This window comes from Streptomyces sp. NPDC090083 (assembly GCF_044747445.1).
Taxonomy (GTDB): domain Bacteria; phylum Actinomycetota; class Actinomycetes; order Streptomycetales; family Streptomycetaceae; genus Streptomyces.
Window position 1 is genome coordinate 183826 of the sequence record NZ_JBIVED010000004.1, and the last position, 19186, is coordinate 203011.

Here is a 19186-nt window from a genome sequence, read left to right on the forward strand (position 1 = left end):
GGCCCGCCGTGAAACGATCCCGCCGCACCAGAGCGCTGATCGCCCTCGCTGCCGTCGCACTGTCCCTGTACGTCGCGCTCACCGTGCCCGTCCACCTCGGACTCGACCTCCGGGGCGGCACCCAATTCGTGCTGGAGACCCGGCCGACGACCGCCGCCGACCGCGAGAGCGATGCCACCGAGCGCATCATCGAGGTGCTGCGCGGCCGTGTCGACGCGCTCGGCGTCGCCGAACCCACGATCACGCGCTCCGGCGACGATCGGATCGTCGTCGAGCTTCCGGGCGTACAGGACCCGCGGAAGGCGGCGGACGTCCTCGGCCGCACCGCGCAGCTCACCTTCCACCAGGTGCTCGGCACGGCGTCCGATGCCGGCGCCACGCCCGGACAGCAGCAGCTCGTGCTGGCCGACGAGTCGGGGCAGTCCCTGCGCCTGGGGGCCGCCTCCCTGACCGGCGACGCCGTCGACAAGGCCGCCGCCCGCTTCGACCAGCAGGGCGGCGCCGGGTGGCATGTCACCGTCGACTTCAAGGGAGCGGGCAAGGACCGGTGGGCCCGCCTGACCGGTGAGGCCGCCTGCCACCAGGCCGGGAGCCCGTCCCGCCGGGTCGCCATCGTCCTCGACGACAAGATCATCTCGTCGCCGCAGGTCGACCCGTCCGTCGCCTGCGGCTCCGGCATCGGCGGCGGCTCCACCCAGATCAACGGAACCTTCGACGACGGCGAGGCACGAGAGCTGGCACTGCTCATCAACGGCGGCGCCCTGCCCGTCCCGGTCGAGACCATCGAGCAGCGCACCGTCGGTCCCACGCTCGGCGCGGAGGCGATCAGGGCCAGCGCCTGGGCCGCCGCCGTCGGCACCGCCCTGACCTCGCTGTTCATCATCGCCGTGTACCGGCTCGTGGGCGTCCTGGCGACCGTGGCACTGGCCTGCTACGGCCTCGTCTCCTACGCCGCCCTCGCGGCCCTCGGCGCCACGCTCACCCTGCCCGGCCTGGCCGGGTTCGTCCTCGCGATCGGCATGGCGGTCGACGCCAACGTGCTCGTCTTCGAACGTGCTCGGGAGGAGTACGCCGCCCGCTCCCGCCCCAGTCCGCGGGCGTCCCTGACAGCGGGGTTCCGCGGGGCGTTCAGCGCGATCGCCGACTCCAACGTCACCACCCTCATCGCGGCCGGACTGCTGTTCTTCCTCGCCTCCGGTCCCGTGCGCGGGTTCGGTGTGACGCTGGGCATCGGTGTGCTCGCCTCCATGCTCAGCGCCCTGGTCATCACCCGTGTCCTCGCCGAGTACGCCGTGGACCGTCGCGGTGTGCGGTGCCGCCCCCGGATCACCGGCATCGCGCACACCGGCGCCGTCCGCGACCGGATCACCCGCGCGGATCCGCACCTGATGCGCCATCCGCGCCGGTGGCTGGCCGTCTCCGCCGCGGCCCTCGTCCTGGCCGGCTCCGGCATCGCCGTGCGCGGTCTCGACTTCGGGGTGGAGTTCACCGGAGGACGCCTCGTCGAATACGACATGGCCGCGCCGGTCGACGCCGACCGGACCCGGAGCGCCCTCGCCGACGCCGGGTTCGCCCGCGCCGTCGTGCAGACCTCCGGCGAGAACCGGCTCACCGTCCGCACCCACCACCTCAGCAAGGCCGAGACAGCCTCACTCACCGAAACCGTCACCGCCCTGACCGGCAGCGCCGACCTGGTCCGTGACGAGACCATCGGCCCGAGCCTCGGCAAGGAACTGCGCCAGGGCGCGCTCATCGCCCTGGCCGTCGCCCTCGTCGCGCAGCTCGGCTATCTCGCGGCGCGTTTCCGCTGGCTCCTGGGAACCTCCGCGGTGGCCGCCCTCGTCCACGACGTCGTGATCCTCGTCGGCGTCTTCGCCTGGCTCGGCAAACCCGTCGACGGGGTCTTCCTCGCCGCGCTCCTGACCGTCATCGGGTACTCCGTCAACGACTCCGTCGTCCTCTTCGACCGGATCAGGGAACTCGGCCGCCGCGACCGCGCGGCGCCCTTCGGCCGTATCGCCGACCGGGCGCTGGTCCAGACCCTGCCGCGGACCGTCAACACGGGCATGGGCGCCGCGTTCATCCTCACCGCACTGGCCGTCCTCGGCGGCGACTCCCTGACGGACTTCGCCCTCGCTCTCCTCGTCGGTCTCGCGGTCGGCACGTACTCCTCCATGTTCACCGCCACGCCGCTGGCCGTGGAACTGCGCAGCCGCGCATAGGAGTTCACCCGCGGTTCCTGGTACGCGGGAGGCCTGGGATCAGCTGGTGAAGGTGAACCAGTTGATGTTGGTGAAGTCGGAGGTGCTGCCCGCGAAGACCAGGTAGACGTCGTGGACGCCGGTGGCGGAGGCGACGACGTTCGCGGGCACCGTCTGCCAGTTCTGCCAGCCGCCGTTGTTGGCGAAGTCGATCTCGGCGATCTTCGTGCCGCCGGTGCTGTCCAGACGTACCTGGACCGCACCGCTGATCCCGGCGGCGGCGCCCGACGCCAGCCGGGCCTTGAACTGGCCCGGGGAGGTCGAACCGAAGTCCACGGACGAGAACTTGAGCCAGTCGCCGTTCGAGATGTACCCCACGTCGCTGCCGCCGCCGGTGTCGGAGCAGCTCTCCGTGGTGGTCCCGCTCTGCGCCGACCAGGACTCGGCCTGGATGGTGCCGTACGCGCTGACGGTGCCCGAGCCAGGACTCCCCGGTCCGCTGCCGGAACCGGCTCCCAGGGTGATGGTCCACGAGGTGGGCGCACCGTCCTGGATGTGTCCGTCCACGGGGGCCGAGCCGGTGGCGCCGACGTCGTCGTAGGGGAAGGCGTAGCCGATGCTGGCGTACTGGTGGACGAGGCGTGCGTAGTGGTTGGTGATCGCGTCCTGGTAGTACTGGGACGGTGTCACGCCGTCCGGCTGGTTGTTCCCGCCGGAGACCAGCAGGGAGCTTCGGTTGAGGGCGGCGGCGAGGCGCGCGGCGACCGCGCCGCGGGCGTCCGAGCCGGAGTTGTAGAGCGGGCCGGACGCGCAGCCGAAGATGTCGACCGCGCTGGGCTTGGTGAACGGCACGCCGTTGGTGTTGAGGCCGGAGAAGACGATGGCGCCGCCGGAGACGGTTCCGGTGTAGGAGCCGATGCTGCCCTGTCCGTTGACGGTCAGCGGGGTGGAGGCGTAGCGGCTCCAGACCCGGTTGAGGTAGTCGTCCCAGTAGCCGCCGAAGTCGACCGGCGAGTGCGAGGGAGCCATGACGCGCAGGACGGCGCCCGAGGAGTCGGTGACCACCAGCCTGTCCCAGGGTGCTCCGTCGGAGGCGTGCTGGGCCTGGAGGCCGGAGGCGATGGAGGCGAGGGCTCCGGCGGGCAGCGGGCTGACGGACTGGCTGCCACCGCTTCCGGTGCTGGCCATGGAGACCGGCAGCGCGACCATGTCGACGTAGGAGATGTTGGCGTAGAGGTTGGCGCTGTTGAAGGTGAACTCGCAGAACGTCCAGTTGGTGGCCCAGTTGGGGTCGGAGCTGACCAGGGCGGGCTGTACCAGGCCGGGTACCGTGCCGGGGTTGACGAAGAACTGGAGTTTCTGGCCGACCGAGAACCAGACCCGTCCGCCGATGACGTAGTCGTTCAGGTTGACCGTGGTCCCGGCCGAACCGGAGGCGCCGAGCGGGATGGAGTAGTCGGCGATGGGGGTCACGGGGGACGACGGGTTGGGCAGCCTGTTCAGGGCGCCGTTCGCCGAGACGAACACGGGCCAGCCGCTGCTGTCGGAGCCGGAGATGTAGGCGTAGACGGTGTCGTGGCCGGAGTTGTTGGCCAGTTTCACGGGGAGGGACACCGCCGCCGCCGTGGCGGTGGACGAGAACGGGCTGAGCACAGCCGCGGCGGTGGCGGCACCGGCCGCGGTCAGCAGGGAGCGTCGGGATACCACAGGTCCTCCCAGGGACATGACCGTCCGTCAGCAGTGCGACGGTAGTGGGGTGTTGGGTCGTGTGGAGTTCTGTGCGGGGGTGACGTTATTGGACTGGACCAATACGGTCAAGGGTTCTGGAGCCCTGGATTCCGCGCGATCCGCACCTGGTTTCAGAAAGCCGACTCGATCGCCAACACCTACGCCGGGAGGCCCCTCCCTGCCGGGTGTCGGCCCGTCAGTCGTTGCCGGTGTCGATGACGGTCAGCGTTGGTCGATCGCGACGCCGCGGGCCGCGAGTTCGGTCAGGACGGGGTCGCGTCGGCCCCGGAGTATCTCTCCGTTCATCTGCAGTGACTTGTTGAGCCGTCGCAACGACTTCATGTCGAGCAGCGGTCCCAGCTCGGTGAGGGAGTGATGGCCGCCGAAGAGGAGTTCGGAGAGGTCGGGCAGATCGGCCAGCGTGCTGATGTCCGCCACGTCGTCCAGGTAACCCATGCGCAGGGACTGGAGCGACGTGAGGCCGGCCAGAGGCGAGAGGTCCCTCCAGTCCAGGCGGGAGAGGTAGAGCCGGGTCAGGGCGGGAAGAGCGGGGAAGTCGATCAGCCGCGGGGCCTGTTCCACGCTCAGTGCGCGCAGTTCCGGGCAGGTCTCCAGGATGTCGAGCGAGTCGAGCCTCGTGGCCCTTTCGAGGGTCAGGTCGGCGACCGGAGTGCCGGCCAGCCCCCTGATGTCCGTGAGCGCACGGCAGTCCCGCACAACGACCTTGGTGAGCGCGGTCAGGCCGTCGAGGCGACCGAGGTCGGAGAGTGAGGGAAGGCCGCTGAACTCCAGTTCCCGCAGAGCCGGCAGGCGGCCCGGGTCACCGGGGCTGCGCAGGCTGCCGGTGTGGCTGACGGACAGTTCCTCCAGTGGGTGAGGGGAGCCGAGGCCGGTGAGGTCCAGCAGGCCGGGACAGTTGTCGAGAGCGAGTCCGCGGAGGGCGCCGAGGGACGCGAACGGGGTGAGGTCCCGGATCAGGCCCAGCCCGTCGAGGTAAAGCCGGAACGGGCCGGTGAGGTGGGCCAGATGAGCGAAGTCCGCAAGCGCTGAACAGTTCTCGAAGGTGATCCTTTCCAGGGAGGGCATCGCCCCGACTCCGGCGAGGGAGACCAGCCGTTCGCTGCCCTCGATGCGCACCTCCGTCGTGTGCGTGAGCGCCGAGAGTCCGAGCAGGTCGGAGAGGTCCGGACAGCCCGTTATCGCCAGCGTCGTCAGACGGGGGTGGTGGCCGAAGCCGCGGACGGACTCGAAACGGGGGCAGTCCTCGACGACCAGTTCGGAGAGGTTCCCGGCCGCGGCGACGCCGGTCAGGTCACGCAGCTGCTTGCAGCTGACCAGGCGGAGCACGTCCAGCGCGGGCACGTTCGTCAGACCGGTCAGGTCACGGATGGCCGTCCACCCGAGATCCAGGTGGGTCAGGCGGGTGAGGCCGGACAGCTGCGCCGGGGACCTGAAGGACCGGCAGCCGCGCAGGTTCAGGTGCTCAAGAAGGGGGAAGGCGGCGGCGAAGTCGGCCACCGCGCTGACCCGGGTCATGCTCAGGTCGAGGTGACGCAACCGGCTCAGGGACAGCAGTGGCTCGACATCGGACACCGGACGGCAGCGGTGCAGGCTCAGCCAGGTGAGCTCGGAAAGGCCGCTGAGCGGGCCGAGGTCCTCGACTCCCGCACAGCCGTTCAGATCGAGGTGACGCAACTCGGTGAGCTCGCCGATCTCCGCGAGGTCGGTTATCTCCTTGCAGCGATCCACCGTGAGCGTGCGCAGCATGGTGAGGTGGCGAAGGCCCGACAGCGAGGTCACGCGCTTCAACGTCAGCTCCGTACGTCCCTCCCGGAGGAAGGCCGGCGCCAGGAGGGCCGCGGCGAAGCCGTCCGGATCGCCTGCCGTCGGCCACAGCCGCACCAGCGTCTCCACGGCGAGGTCCGCGACCGGCGCGAAACGCGCCGCCAGCCGCAGCGCGGTGCCGTCGTCGGTGATCTGCACCAGCTCTCGTACCGCCTTGCGAGCCTGAGCCGGCTTCGCCTTCGCGAGCATGAGGGAGTAGGTCGTCACACGTTCGTCCGGGGTTCCGCCGGCGATGATCGAAGTCATACGCGGGACCCTACAATCCGCCTCTGACAACCCCTCAGCTCCATCCCGACGCCGGCAACTCATCGACAACCAGGACACCGGAATCAGCCCCCTCCTGCGGCGATCCCTTTCCAACGGGTCGCCGGCCACCGACTCCGTTCCGGCCCGAAGGCCCCGCAGATCGCCGGGGTCATGACCCTCTGATCGACTGCGGGACCTTCGGAGGCTCCTCCGCTTCCGGCAGGTTCGCGCGTGTGCTCAGCCCAGTGTGAACTTCTGGGCGGCGGCGCCGTTGCAGTCCCAGATCTGCAACCGCGTCCCGTTGGCCGTCGCACCGCTCGGCGAATCGAGACACCGACCCGACTGCGGATTCAGCAACGAACCATCAGCCTGCTGAACCCACTTCTGACCACCCACACCATTGCAGTCCCACAACTCGACCTTCGTCCCGGCGGCCGTCCCGTTGCCGACGATGTCCAGGCACCTGCCGAGCGTCGACAGCGAGGTGTCGGAGCCGTGGTACCAGTGCTGGTCGATCGCCCAGGACTGGCAGTCCCAGAGCTGTACGGCCGCGCCGTCACCGCCGGTGTCGTCGGCGGCGACATCAAGGCATTTGCCGCCGGGTCCGACCGCCGGGGCGCCCCCGTTCACCGCGAACTTCTGGGCTGCGGCGCCGTTGCAGTCCCAGATCTGCAACCGCGTCCCGTTGGCCGTCGCGCCACTCGGCGAATCGAGACACCGACCCGACTGCGGATTCAGCAACGAACCATCAGCCTGCTGAACCCACTTCTGACCACCCACACCATTGCAGTCCCACAACTCGACCTTCGCCCCGGCAGCCGTCCCATTGCCCACGATGTCCAGACACTTCCCGATGGTGCTGAGCGAGCCGTCCGCGTTGTGCTGCCAGTGCTGGTCCTCGGCGTAGGTCTGGCAGTCCCAGAGCTGTACGGCGGTGCCGTTGCCACCGGTGTCGTCCGCCGCGGCGTCGACGCACTTGCCACCGGGTCCGGTGATCGTGCCCTGCGGGCCGTTGGGCACGTCGGTCTCACCGGAGTAGCCGACGGAGACGATGTTGGCCTGCACGGCGTTGTCGGCGGCGTCCGTCGGATAGCCGGCGACCATGACGCCCTCGAAGAAGGTGCCGCGGTTGCGGTTGCTGTTGTCGCCGCCGGTGCCCAGGATGATGCCGCCCTCCTGCTGCATGGGCTGGTAGCCGCCACGGGTGGGCAGGGCTCCGTCCCACCAGGTCGACAGCGCGCCGGACTGCGAGTTGCCGCCCTTGAGCGCGTATCTGGTCTGGCCGTTGTTCTTCAACAAGGCTGTCACATACGTGCTGTTGTTACCCAGGTTGGCGGTGTTGGAGCCGTTGTTCCCCTGGAACATGCCGTTCTCCATGTCGGCCTCGACCCAGGGTCCCGAGCCGGTGCACGGCGCGAAGTAGCACGTCGTCGCGATGCTCACGGCGTCCATGTGGCCGTTGCCGGTGTCGGCCGGCGTGCTCTCCGCGTTTCCGTAGTCGAAGCAGCAGTCGGAGCCCACGTGCGTGCCACTGGCCACCATGTAGGCGCCCTCGGCCTGGCCGTTGACCGCGACGCCGGAGGCAACGCCGGTGTAGCGGTAGCCCACACCCGGTGAGATCCAGATGCCGTACACCTTGTGGCCGCCCGCGGTCACCGCGATCTCTCCGGCGTCGGCGCCACGGTCCACGCCGCCCGCGGTGCCTGCCGGGCCGGGGGTGAGGTCGTTGTGCCGTGCCGTCTGGTCGTAGACCTTCGAGATGCGGCAGGTCGTGTTCTGGCAGAAGGTGTCCTGCCGGCCGGCGTCGGCGTAGCCGCCCTGGGCCAGCAGGCCGATGTCCGCCGTGCCTCCGTCCGAGGCCCGGGTGACCTGGTAGAGCGGGCCGTTGTACGACGACAGCAGGGCGCGTGTGGTGCTGTGCGCGGCGACGCACGGGGTGCCGGCGGCTCCGTAGATGTCGCACGGCAGTGAGCCCGCCGCCTGCGACGTCGTGGGAAGGCCGACGACGAACGCGAGGACGAGCCCGAGAGTGGCGGCCACGGTGGCCAGGCATCTTGCCGCCCTCGGGATGATGAGCGGACCTCGCCTCGATCCCAGCCGACTGAGGCGATTCATAGGCGTCAACCTTGGTTTCATGACCTGCGAACTCCTTAGCTGATTTGATTCCCGTGTGGTGGTTCTCGTCGCGCCGACGTCGAGCATCGGTCGCCGCACCCGGCGCATCACCGTGACCAGCAGCTCCGGGACGCCCCGGGAAGGTGGTTGGTCACCGGCTCACGCGAGCCGCCACAGGTGGTCGTCGGTCCCGTTGTCGTCGAACTGCACCACCTGCGCGCTGTTCTGCGTGGACATCCCGTCGACGCCCAGAACCTTTCCGCTGTGCCGGTTGCGCACCAAGAACCAGCCGTCGCCCTTGTCGACCAGGCTCCACAGGTGGTCGTCGGTCCCGTTGTCCTCGTACTGGACGACGTGCGCGCTGTTCTGGGTGGACATTCCGTCGACACCCATGACTTTGCCGCTCTGGCCGTTGCGCACCAGATACCAGCCGTCACCCTTGTCGACGAGCTGCCACGCGTGGTCCCCGGTGCCGGTGTTGTCGAACTGAACGACCCTCGCACTGTTGGCCGTTGACATGCCGTCGACGGCCAGCACCTTCCCACTGTTCTTGTTGAGGATGCGCCGGTACGGCGGCTCCGGCAGCCACGGGTCGCCGTCCGGGGACGCCGTCGGGAAGGACGTGATCCGGAGCCGGGCCGCGCCCATCGGGACGAGCGTGACCTGCTCCACGGCTCCGGTTGCCCGCGCCGGGCTCTGCTGGAGCGGGGCGACCACGTGCTCGTCGTCGGCGATCCACTCCGGGACGCGGCGGGCCTGGGCGGTGAGCGTGAGCGGGGTGGTGTCGTGGGTGAAGGGATTCGCCGCGACCGGACCGGCGGCACGGCTCAGCGCGAAGGCCGTGTCGGGTACGAGGCCGTAGTTCCAGGGTGTCGTGGCGTGGACCGCGTACTCGGGGAAGGTGTCGTCGCCCGCGTAGCGGATGTACTGCTCGCCGATGCGCAGCCCGTAGACCAGCGGTCCGCGGGTCACGCTCACGGCGCCGTGGTTGGCGGACCAGGTGCGGACGGCGGTGCGCTGCGGGAGGGTGAGGGTGACCCGGTCGCCGTCCTTCCAGGTCCGCTGCACACGGACGAACGCGGGTCCGTCCTGCGCCGCCACCAACTGCCCGTTGACGCGCAGTTGAGGGCCCGCGCACCAGCCCGGCACCCGCAGCAGCAACGGGAACGAGACCGGCTGCGGCGTGGACAGGGTCAGGGTGACGGTCTCGTCGAAGGGGTAGTCCGTGTCCTCGGTGATGGTGATCTCCGTGCCGGAGGCGACCGTGGCGCGGACACTGCTCGGCGCGTACATCGCGGCGGCGAGACCACCGTCAGAGGTGGCCAGCCACAACTCCTCGCTGAAGTAGGGCCATCCCATTCCGTAGTTGTGGGGGCAACAGCGGTACTGGTCGACGCCCGGCTGATACGACTGCATGGCGAAGCCGTTCTGGAACTGGCCCTGGGTCTTGGAAACGTTATCCAGGTCCACGCTGTTGGCGCTGGTGATGTAGTGCACGGCCTTTCCGTCGGGGTCCAGGGCTGCGGGCAGCATGTTGAACGCCAACTCCTCACAACGGTCCGCCCATACGGGGTCGCCGGTGATGCGGGTCAGCAACTCATGGCTGGCCATGAACTCGACGATGCCGCAGGTCTCGAATCCCTGCCGCGGGTCTCCGAAGCCGGGCCTGATGTTCTCGTCACCGGCGATCCCGCCACCGGCGAACTGGCCGTATCCGCCCAGGACTTGATCGTAGGTACGGTACGTGGTCGCGGTCAGGTCGGCGGAGCCGGAGCGCTGCGCGTACTGCGCCGGTTCACGGAATCCCTGTGCGATGTTGACGTTGTGCGCCGTGGGGAGGGAACCGGTCCAGTCGGCGCCCCACGCGTGCATCTTGTCGACGAGGTCGAGCAGGAACGCCTCGCCCGTGCGGCGGTACAGCCACACGGCGATGTCCATTCCGTCGCCCCAGCGCAGCGAGACCCAGCTGGAGTCGAACGCGCCCCGCCCCTGGGCGTTCATGAAGCGAAGGAACCGCACGAGGAAGGGCACGATCCGCTGGTCACCCGTGAACTCCTCGTACGTACGCAGCGCTTGGAGCAGTGGCAGGAACGGCCAGAAGTCGGGGCCTCCGTTCAGGGAGGTCCGCAGTGACCGCGGACCGAAGAAGCCGTCGGCCTGCTGCGTGGCGAGGACCGCGTCGAACCAGCGCCGGGCCTGATCGAGAGCGGCGGCGTCACCGGCCGCGATGGCGAGGGGGACGTATCCCCGCAGCCAGTAAGGGAGTTCCTCCCAACCGTCGCGGTCGGGGTGTGCCCAACCGCTGGTCGTGAGGTCGAGGAAGTGGGAGCGCGCGGCGTACTGGCCGCACAAGCCCGCCAGTTGCAGGCGCAGTTGGCCGGCGAGCCAGCCTCGGGGGGTGATGCTTCCGGGCCGCAGCCGAGCAAAGGTATCGGCGGCGAGGCCGCCGGCCGCGGCAGCCGGTACTGACGGCAGTGCGACACCCAAGGCCAGGGAACCGACAGCGAGTCCTCCGGTCTGCAGGAAGTGGCGTCGGGCGAGCGGCATACGGCTTCTCCTGTGGGGGGTGCGGGTGGGGGGAGGTCTGGCTACCGGGCACCGGCGGCGTGCCGGTCGCCCGTCGCTGGAGTGGCGGGAGTGGCGGACGACGTCTTGCAAGCTCACATAGGCGCCATCGGAGGGATCGGAGCGATCGGAGACTCAGGGGTTGTCGGTCGGCTTCTCATTGATGCCTCACACACTGCTGACAACGTTGTCTTCGGTCTTGGAGGCGAGTTCACCGACCGACTCAACCTCGGCCGGATCGTCGGCGTTCGCCTTCACGTCAGGGCCCGGCGCGCATCCAGCGGAAGGGAACGGAGGGGAGCGTCGACCGAGGGACTTCCTACTCACGAATCCTCCTCGACTCAGGAAGGGTGGCGGCTCATCGCACCCGCTCTTTACAACGTTGCAAGGAGCGGCAGTTGACATCAGAGCACGACTTCCGACCCACGGCCAGGAACATGACAAAACCGTGTGCGGAGCAGCCGTCGGGACACCCACCCGCAACTCGTCGGCGAAGTCGGCCGGCACCGCTTCCGCGGTCCACTCGTCGATCTGCGGAAGCGCGACGCCACGACGTCCTTCGCGGTGCGTAGCCCGGGCCCTGGCACCTCGCGCGTTTCCGCGTGTTCCGCTGAGCGGATCCGTGAGTGACAGCCCCATGACGGTGCATCACTCTGGCCAGCGGTCGACGAACGGCCGCGGGTCACCCGACCTACAGAGCAACCGTCCAGGGGGAGTCATGAGAGAGACATCGAAACCGGCGCATCACAGGGTGCTCGTCAAGGTGATGGCTGGGCTGCGGAGGTGGGCGCCCAGGTTGGCCCGCTCCCCCAAGGCCGTGGTGCTCGTCGTGGCGGCGTTGGTGGCCACCGCGTTCGCGGTGACACCCGCCTACGCGGACGATCCCGGACTGAACTGCGCGGTCACCGCGACCGCCTCGATCACGGTGACACCCAACCCCGTCGTCTACGGCCAGAACGCCCTGTTGCAGTGGAGCGCGGACTGCGTGAGCAACACCCCGGAGGACGTACTCGTGCTCAGCGGCCCGGGCCTCACTCCGTCCACCGCGGTCTTCCCCGTCGGCGGCGGCTCGCAGTCGGTGTTCATCTCCCAGCCCGGGACCCTCACTTGGGGCGTGACCGTCGTCGACACCTCGTCGGACACCGGATACAGCCGCGCACTGGCCTCGACCTCGGCTTCGGTCACCGGTGTGACGACCGTCCCCAACCTGCTGGGTGACACGCAGGCTCAGGCCAGTGCGGCGCTCTCGGCCGCCGGCTACGTCCTGGGCGGGGTCGGCACGGTCGTCGACTGCAACAACATCAACCGGGTGACCTCGCAGAACCCGAGCGCGGGCACCGTCCTGCTCCCGCATTCCTCGGTATCCATCACACTCGGCAGGAAGCCCACACCACCCGCCCAGTGCCCGTGATCCTGCCCCGCACCAGGCCTGCCCACGTGCCGGGACCGCACCCAGCGGCCCCGGCACGTACGGCCGTTGCCGTAGCCGTGGTGGGCGCATTCCACGGTGCTGAGCGAGCGGATGCCGAGAGACGAATCCGGGTGTGGTCAGGGCGCGGTGACGACGTGTCGGGTGATCCGGGTGGCGGCGTACTGCGTGCCGGCCACGAAGCGCATCATCGGCCCGAACATCGGCGCGGCGAGCGATCCGGTGAAGTAGAGACCGGGTACCGAGGACTCGAACCCGCCATTCAGGTGCGGGGCCTTCGAGTCCCGCACGCGCACCACCGCCTTACGCACGACGTCGCTCAGGAAGGGCAGGACGTCCAGGTCGAGGCGGTAGCCGGTGGCCGCCAGGACATGATCGACGACGAGGATCTCCGGACCGCCCGTCGGCCCGGCGAGTTCCAGCCGTACAGCGTCGGCGTCCGCCACCGCGCCGATGACCCGGCACGACGTGCGGACTGGTACGACGCCCTCGACCCTCTCCCGCAGCCACCATCCCCCCGACGGCCCCAACGCCCTTGTGAACAGCAGGAGTCGGGCGGACGCGGGTAACTGCCGTACCCCTCCCGGTGCTTTGCAGACCGCAGCCAGGATCCAGCCCGTGCCCAGCGGGGACGCGGGCTTGACCAGCCGCTGGGTCCAGGGGCGGACCAGGTCCGGCGTCGTGCCCCACAGCACGCGCCGCTCCCTGACCAGTACCTGCGCCTGGGCGTCGGCCTCGTGCAGCAGCGCGGCGCTCTCCAGTGCTGACTGGCCTCCCCCGATCACCGCGACCCGGCGGCCGGCGAAGCGCGACAGGTCGGTGTGGTGGCTGGTGTGCGACACCAGGGCATCGGGCCCTGCCGCACCGGGCGCGAGACGGCGCAGGTCCTGAGGGATGTAGGACAGTCCGTTCAGACCCGTGGCCACGACGACGGCCGCGGCGGAGAGGTGCTGCCCGTCGTCCAGCCGGACGGTGAAGGCGTCCCCGTCGCGGTCGAGGGACACGACCCGGGCGGGCTCGACCTCGCCGACGTATCGCTTCTGGAACCACTGCCCGTACCGCACGAACACGTCGCACGGGATGGGGGTCAGCTCGGTCAACTCCGGCTCGCCGTGCGCCTCGCGGAAGTCCGCCAGCCGGCCGCCGGGTTCAGGTGCGGACAGATCGGTGGCGGCCGGCGTCGACTTGAGGAACATCCCCGTCGCCATCGCGTGCCGCCAACTGCCCAGCACATCACCGAAGATGCGCACCGGTATCCCCGCGGTCCGCAGATGCGCGGCCACCGACAACCCGTACGGCCCGGCGCCGATCACGACGACCGGAAGCCCGCCCCGCCCCGTGAACGCCCGCTTCTGCGCAGGGCGTTGCCCCGGAAGCGACTGCCTCATACATCCCCCACCACTCCGCTCGCCGCCTTCCCCAAGGCGGCGCGACACTGCGGGATGGCGCACCGTCACAAGCCCGGCGCACTCGTCCCCCCTCCGCAGGACAGTGTGACGTATCGGCCGGTATCGGCCGACGATATCGTCATACGTTGACTGAAATAGGACCCAACCGTGGGCCGGGCTTTCCCCGCCGAGCGGTCGCGTCGAGTGTCGAGCGCTGTGTTCAACTCCCTTGGCCGGGAGGCAGGTTCGAGGCCCGGCAGCGCAGAGTCCCCGCCGCGGCAACCGTGCCGGACGGCGGCTGTGGGTCGCGCCGCCACCGCGCCTGGGCGGTGCGGCGGGTTCGTCGGCTCACGAGACGTCCTTGGTGATGCGCGGCCAGGCCGCCTCGCGCAGCAGGCGGAGGCCGTTGAGGCCGACGACGACGGTGGACCCCTCATGTGCGGCGACGCCGAGCGGCAGGGGGAGGGTGCCGATCAGGTCCCAGAGGACCAGGGCGGTGAGGAACGTCCCCGCGATGAACAGGTTCTGGACCACGAGTCGGCGGGCGGTGCGGGAGAGCTGGACGACGGCGGGAATGGTGGCGAGTTCGTCGCGGACGACGACGGCGTCGGCGGTCTCCAGCGCGAGGTCGGAGCCCGCCTTGCCCATCGCGATCCCGGAGTGGGCCGCGGCCAGCGCGGGCGCGTCGTTGACGCCGTCGCCGACGACCAGCACCCTGCGCCCTTCGGACTCCCACTCCTTCACCGCTGCCACCTTGTCCTGGGGCAGCAGTCCGGCGCGGACGTCGGTGATGCCGACCTCGGCGGCCAGGCGGCGGGCGGCGCGCTCGTTGTCGCCGGTGAGGAGGACGGGGGTGCGGCCGGTCAGTTCGGTGAGCGCGGCGACGGTCGCCCGCGCGTCGGGCCTCAGCCGGTCCGCGATCCCCAGCACCCCTACGACGACGCCGTCCCGGAGCACGGCCACCGCGGTGCGCCCGGCGTCCTCCAGCTCGGTCACCGTTGCGTGGTGCGGCTCCTGGGCGGGGGCGCTCAACAGCCGTGAGGGGGAGCCGACTTGGACGGTGCGGCCCTGAACCGTCGCGGTGACGCCCTCGCCGGGGACGGAGGAGAATCCCACGGCTTCACGCAGGGGCAGGCCGCGCTCGCGGGCGGCGTCCACGACGGCCCGTGCGAGGGGATGTTCACTGGGGTGCTCGGCACTGGCGGCCAGGGCCAGCAGCGCCGTCTCGTCCAGGTCGGTGCCGGGCAAGGGGTGGATGTCGGTGACACGCGGGGTGCCTTCGGTGAGGGTGCCGGTCTTGTCGAAGGCGACGGTGTCGACCTGGCCGAGGCGTTCCATGACGACGGCGGACTTGGTCAGGACGCCCCGGCGTCCGGCGTTGGCGATAGCGGACAGCAGCGGCGGCATGGTGGAGAGCACGACCGCACACGGCGAGGCCACGATCATGAACGTCATGGCTCGCAGCAGCGCGGACCGGAGTTCGCCGCCGAAGGCGAGGGGGACGGCGAAGACGGCGAGGGTCGCGAGGACCATGCCGACCGAGTAGCGCTGTTCGACCTTCTCGATGAACAGCTGGGTGGGGGCCTTGGTCTCTGAGGCTTCCTCGACCATCTTCACGATCCGGGCGATCACCGAGTCCGAAGGGTCGCGTTCGACGCGCACCCGCAGGGAGCCGGTGCCGTTCAGCGTGCCGGCGTACACCTCGTCGCCCGTCCGCTTGGCCACCGGGAGGGGCTCGCCGGTGATGGTGGCCTGGTCGACATCGCTCGTGCCGTCGAGGACCTGGCCGTCGGCACCGACCCGTTCGCCGGGGCGGACCACGATGATGTCGCCGACCGCGAGGTGCTCGGTGTCGACGCTCTGCTCGGTGCCGTCGGGCAGCAGCCGGGTCGCGGTGGTGGGAGCGAGGTCGAGCAGACCGCGTACGGAGTCCGCGGTGCGAGCGGTGGCGACGGCTTCCAGGGCGCCGGAGGTGGCGAAGATGACGATCAGCAGCGCGCCGTCGAGGACCTGGCCGATCGCCGCCGCGCCGAGCGCGGCCACCACCATCAGCAGGTCCACGTCCAGGGTCTTGTCCTTGAGGGCCTTGCAGCCCTCCCGTCCCGGCTCCCAGCCGCCCGCGATGCCGCTGATGGCGAAGAGCGTGCCCCACAGCCACGCCGGCCCGTCGAGCAGGTACACGGGCAGCGCGAGGAGGAAGAACGACAGGGACGTCAGCGCCCACCGGGTTTCCGGGAGTGCCAGCAGGCGCGTTCGGCGCCGCGGCGCCGCCGGATGCGACGCGGCGGTGGACGGCGCGATCCGCTCATCCACAAATGAAGACATGACAAAACAACCCTTCAAGGGCGAACCGAGGTGACACGCTCACCATACAGGAACGCCTGAACAGGTCTTCAGGTGTCGTCGGTATGATGGCCCCATGGGTCACGGAACCGGCGCCACCAGCAAGACCACCACGCGCGAGCGCCTCGACGCCGTGGGCACCGCCGAGGTCGCCGCCACCCTCCAGGCCCTCGCCACGCCGTCCCGACTGCACATCCTGGCCCGCCTCCAGGAAGGCCCCTGCTCGGTGAGCGACCTCGCCGATGCCGTCGGCATGGAAGCCTCTGCCTGCTCCCACCAACTGCGCCTGCTGCGCAACCTCGGCCTGGTCACGGGCGAACGCCACGGCCGGTCGATCGTCTACGCCCTGTACGACAACCACGTCGCCGAACTACTCGACCAGGCGCTCTACCACGTCGAGCACCTGCGACTCGGTGTCCGCGACACCCCGGCCGACGCGACGGAACCGGCCGCCGCCGGACAGTAGCGGCGGATCAGTCCTGCCAGGGTTCCTCGTCTCGCTCGTCCCGTCTCACTTGCCGCTGTAGACGGGGAAGGCGCTGTGCTCGCCGTACTCCACGGCCCGCAGGCCCCGCAGCGCGTCCATGTCCTGGTCGGAGATCTCGAAGTCGACCGCCGCGTTGGACCGCATGTGGTGGGGGTTCGCCGTCTTGGGCAGCGACACGGTGCCCAGCTGGAGCGTGTAGCGGACACACAGCTGGGGGACGGACACGTCGTACGCCCGTGCCATTTCCCGGACTTCGGCGTTGTTCAGGATCGCGCCGTGGGCGATCGGCGAGTACGCCTCGACGAGGATCTGGTTGGCCGCGCAGTAGCCCAGCAGCTCCGAAGGGGTGTTCCCTGCGTGGACGAGCAGCTGGTTCACCTGCGGCAGGACACTCGCGCCCTGGACGAGGTTCTCCAGATCCCGCTGCTGGAAGTTGGAGACACCGATCGAGCGGATCTTGCCTGCCTGGTGCGCCTCCTCAAGCGCCCGCCAGGCCGCGCGGTTGCCCTCGGCGTAGTCGCCGCCTCGGAAGTCGGCCCACGGCTGCGGGCTGTGGATCAGCATCAGGTCGACGTGGTCCAGGCCCAGCGCCTCAAGGGAACCGTCGATCGCGGTCGTCGCCTGGTGGTAGTCCTTGATCTCCGCGGCGAGCTTGGTCGAGACGAACAGCTCCTCACGGGGCACCGCCGAGGTGCGTACCCCCTCGCCCACGCCGCGTTCGTTGCCGTACGCCTGGGCGGTGTCGATGTTGCGGTAGCCGATCTCCACTGCCGCGCGGACCGCGTCGGCGGCCTCGTCGTCGTCGATGAACCAGGTGCCGAGGCCCAGCTTGGGGATCTCGACGCCGCCTGCCAGGGGGTATGTCTCGTCCAGGATGGTCATGCACTCGCTCCGTTCCTCGGCAGTGCGCCGTACACCTCATCGGTGACGGGCTCCAGCCATTCGTTGCTGACGTCCTCGCCCGGCGTGATGAAGGCGACGTGCGAGAACCACGAGTCGGCCTTCGCTCCGTGCCAGTGCTTCGTGCCCACCGGCACGCGCACCACCGTTCCCGGCTCCATGCTGACGGGATCCTCGCCTTCGGCCTGGTACCAGCCGCTGCCCGCCGTGCACAGCAGGATCTGGTCACCGCCGCCGGCCGTGCCGTGGTGGATGTGCCAGTTGTTGCGGCATCCCGGCTCGAAGGAGACGTTGCTGACGGGCACGCTCCCCGAGGCGAGCGGGGCCAGATAGCTCTGGCCGGTGAAGTACGGCGCGAAGGCGTCGTTCCTCTCCCCCAGAGGGAAGATCTGGTCGAAGTCGCTGACAGCCATGTCGTTCTTTCCTTCTGTCGATGCGTCCCGCTGACCGCGCGCGGGGCGTCGTTGCGCTGTACCCACTGCATGCGCCGTGATCAGGCGGAGCGTTCGTCCGCGATCTTCTTCAGCAGGGTGATCGCCGTCATGGCGTTGGGCCATCCGGCGTAGAAGGCCAGCTGCGTGATCGCCTCGGACAGCTCCTCCACCGTGAGTCCGTTGTCCAGCGCCACGCCCAGGTGATACGGCAGCTGCTCACCGCGGTACAGCGCAGCGAGCACGCTCACGGTGACCAGGCTGCGATCCCGCGGCGACAGTCCGGGCCGCTCCCACACGTCCGCGAACAACACCTCATCGGTGACCTCGACCAGCTTCGGCGCGATGCCGACCAGTTCCCGCGGTGCGGACTGCTTCGCCATACGGTTCCTCCCTGCGACGGTTCGAACGTGAGGACGCGGCCCTTCATACCGTCGGGCCCACAGGGCCGGACGGCATCCGCAGGCGGGTTCCCACCGCCTGCGGGCTCGGCCGCATCCCCTGCCACCACCGAGGAAACCGCAGCTCACAGCCGTGCGGAAGGCACTGCCGTTACAGGTACCGGCAGAACCCCCCAGCTCCGCTCCACCGCGCTTAGCCTGGCAAACATGGACACCGCCCACGAGATCCGCGAGTTCCTCGCCACCCGCCGCGCCAAGATCACTCCGCGAGAGGCCGGCCTGCCCGCCTTCGGGAGCGGCAACCGCAGGGTGCCCGGACTGCGCCGCGAGGAGGTCGCCCTGCTGGCCGGCGTCAGCGTCGACTACTACGTCCGTCTGGAACGCGGCCAGCTCGCCGGCGCCTCCGAAGAAGTCCTCGACGCCGTCTGCCGGGCCCTGCGGCTCGACGAGGCGGAACGCGCCCACCTGCACGACCTGGCCGCCGCCCAGCGCCGCCACCCACCGCGCCGCGCCGCCCGGAAGCCGAAGACGCCCGTCCCGGCCAGCCTCACACGCGTCCTGGACGCCATGACCGACACTCCGGCCTTCATCCGCAACGGACGCCTCGACATCCTGGCCGTCAACCCGCTCGGGCGCGCCCTCTACTCCCCCTTGTTCGGTGGCTCGACCCGCCCGGTGAACATCGCGCGCTTCCAGTTCCTCGACCCCACCAGTCGCGACTTCTTCCCCGACTGGAACACGTCCGTCGACACCACCGTCGCCCTGCTGCGCACCGAAGCCGGCCGGGCCCCGGGCGACCCCGAGCTGACCGGGCTGGTGGGCGAACTCGCCACCCTCAGTGAGGAGTTCCGCGCCGCCTGGGCCAAGCACAACGTGCGCCTGCACCACACCGGCCGCAAGTCCTTCCGCCACCCGGCCATCGGTGAGATCACCCTCGACTTCGACGCCATGGTGCTGCCCGCACACCCCGGGCTCACCCTGACCGCCTACAGCACCGAGCCCGGCACACCCGACGACGACGCCCTGCGCCTGCTCGCCTCCTGGGCCGCCACCCACGACGACCGGGCCCGCCGCGAGGACCCCACCCGCTCCTGACCCGCGCCGGCC

The 19186-nt window shown here is 70.0% G+C and carries 13 protein-coding genes; 4 read left to right on the top strand and 9 right to left on the bottom strand.

The features are described 5' to 3' along the window. The first annotated feature begins 8 nt into the window (after positions 1–8). Positions 9–2222: a protein translocase subunit SecD gene (gene secD / locus ACIPTO_RS16205; RefSeq protein ID WP_401192347.1), complete on the top strand. Its 2214-nt coding sequence runs from the start codon at positions 9–11 to the stop codon at positions 2220–2222. Positions 2223–2261: 39 nt separating this feature from the next. Here secD and ACIPTO_RS16210 read toward each other — a convergent pair whose 3' ends face one another. From ACIPTO_RS16210 to ACIPTO_RS16225, 4 genes are all read right to left on the bottom strand, one after another. Then, entirely contained in the window at positions 2262–3908 is a 1647-nt protein-coding gene (locus ACIPTO_RS16210) for a beta-1,3-glucanase family protein (protein ID WP_366326886.1), read from the bottom strand. A gap of 243 nt (positions 3909–4151) precedes the next feature. After that, complete coding sequence (locus ACIPTO_RS16215) at positions 4152–6020, bottom strand: hypothetical protein (RefSeq protein WP_401192351.1); 1869 nt, start codon at positions 6018–6020, stop codon at positions 4152–4154. Positions 6021–6257: 237 nt separating this feature from the next. Continuing rightward, positions 6258–8135, bottom strand: a complete 1878-nt coding sequence (locus tag ACIPTO_RS16220) for an arabinofuranosidase catalytic domain-containing protein (RefSeq protein WP_401192353.1) — start codon at positions 8133–8135, stop codon at positions 6258–6260. Between the two features lie 159 nt (positions 8136–8294). Further along, positions 8295–10682, bottom strand: a complete 2388-nt coding sequence (locus ACIPTO_RS16225; RefSeq protein WP_401192356.1) for an RICIN domain-containing protein — start codon at positions 10680–10682, stop codon at positions 8295–8297. A gap of 814 nt (positions 10683–11496) precedes the next feature. On the opposite strand from ACIPTO_RS16225, the gene ACIPTO_RS16230 reads away from it, so the two are divergent. Continuing rightward, complete coding sequence (locus tag ACIPTO_RS16230) at positions 11497–12111, top strand: PASTA domain-containing protein (protein ID WP_401192359.1); 615 nt, start codon at positions 11497–11499, stop codon at positions 12109–12111. Positions 12112–12248: 137 nt separating this feature from the next. On the opposite strand, the gene ACIPTO_RS16235 is transcribed toward ACIPTO_RS16230, so the two are convergent. Together ACIPTO_RS16235 and ACIPTO_RS16240 are read right to left on the bottom strand one after the other, a co-directional pair. Further along, the gene (locus tag ACIPTO_RS16235; RefSeq protein ID WP_401192362.1) at positions 12249–13517 is read right to left on the bottom strand and encodes an FAD-dependent oxidoreductase; all 1269 of its coding nucleotides are present in this window, start codon (positions 13515–13517) and stop codon (positions 12249–12251) included. A 348-nt stretch (positions 13518–13865) separates the two neighbouring features. Further along, positions 13866–15842 carry a heavy metal translocating P-type ATPase gene (locus tag ACIPTO_RS16240; protein ID WP_401192365.1) on the bottom strand — a complete coding sequence of 659 codons (1977 nt, stop codon included), beginning with the start codon at positions 15840–15842 and terminating at the stop codon, positions 13866–13868. Positions 15843–15936: 94 nt separating this feature from the next. On the opposite strand from ACIPTO_RS16240, the gene ACIPTO_RS16245 reads away from it, so the two are divergent. Beyond that, positions 15937–16326 carry an ArsR/SmtB family transcription factor gene (locus ACIPTO_RS16245; protein ID WP_401192367.1) on the top strand — a complete coding sequence of 130 codons (390 nt, stop codon included), beginning with the start codon at positions 15937–15939 and terminating at the stop codon, positions 16324–16326. A 45-nt stretch (positions 16327–16371) separates the two neighbouring features. Here the strand turns inward: ACIPTO_RS16245 and ACIPTO_RS16250 are convergent, their stop codons facing one another. The 3 genes from ACIPTO_RS16250 to ACIPTO_RS16260 all read right to left on the bottom strand — a co-directional run bounded on the left by ACIPTO_RS16250 (position 16372) and on the right by ACIPTO_RS16260 (position 18061). Beyond that, positions 16372–17229, bottom strand: coding sequence for an aldo/keto reductase (locus tag ACIPTO_RS16250; RefSeq protein ID WP_401192369.1), 858 nt, complete (start codon positions 17227–17229; stop codon positions 16372–16374). Further along, positions 17226–17660 (bottom strand): cupin domain-containing protein, encoded by a 435-nt coding sequence (locus ACIPTO_RS16255; protein WP_401192372.1) that lies wholly within the window; start codon positions 17658–17660, stop codon positions 17226–17228. Before ACIPTO_RS16255 ends, ACIPTO_RS16250 begins: the two co-directional genes overlap by 4 nt. 80 nt (positions 17661–17740) lie before the next feature. After that, positions 17741–18061 (bottom strand): carboxymuconolactone decarboxylase family protein, encoded by a 321-nt coding sequence (locus ACIPTO_RS16260; protein WP_401192375.1) that lies wholly within the window; start codon positions 18059–18061, stop codon positions 17741–17743. Between the two features lie 225 nt (positions 18062–18286). On the opposite strand from ACIPTO_RS16260, the gene ACIPTO_RS16265 reads away from it, so the two are divergent. Further along, positions 18287–19174, top strand: a complete 888-nt coding sequence (locus tag ACIPTO_RS16265) for a helix-turn-helix transcriptional regulator (RefSeq protein WP_401192378.1) — start codon at positions 18287–18289, stop codon at positions 19172–19174. Positions 19175–19186: the final 12 nt, after the last annotated feature.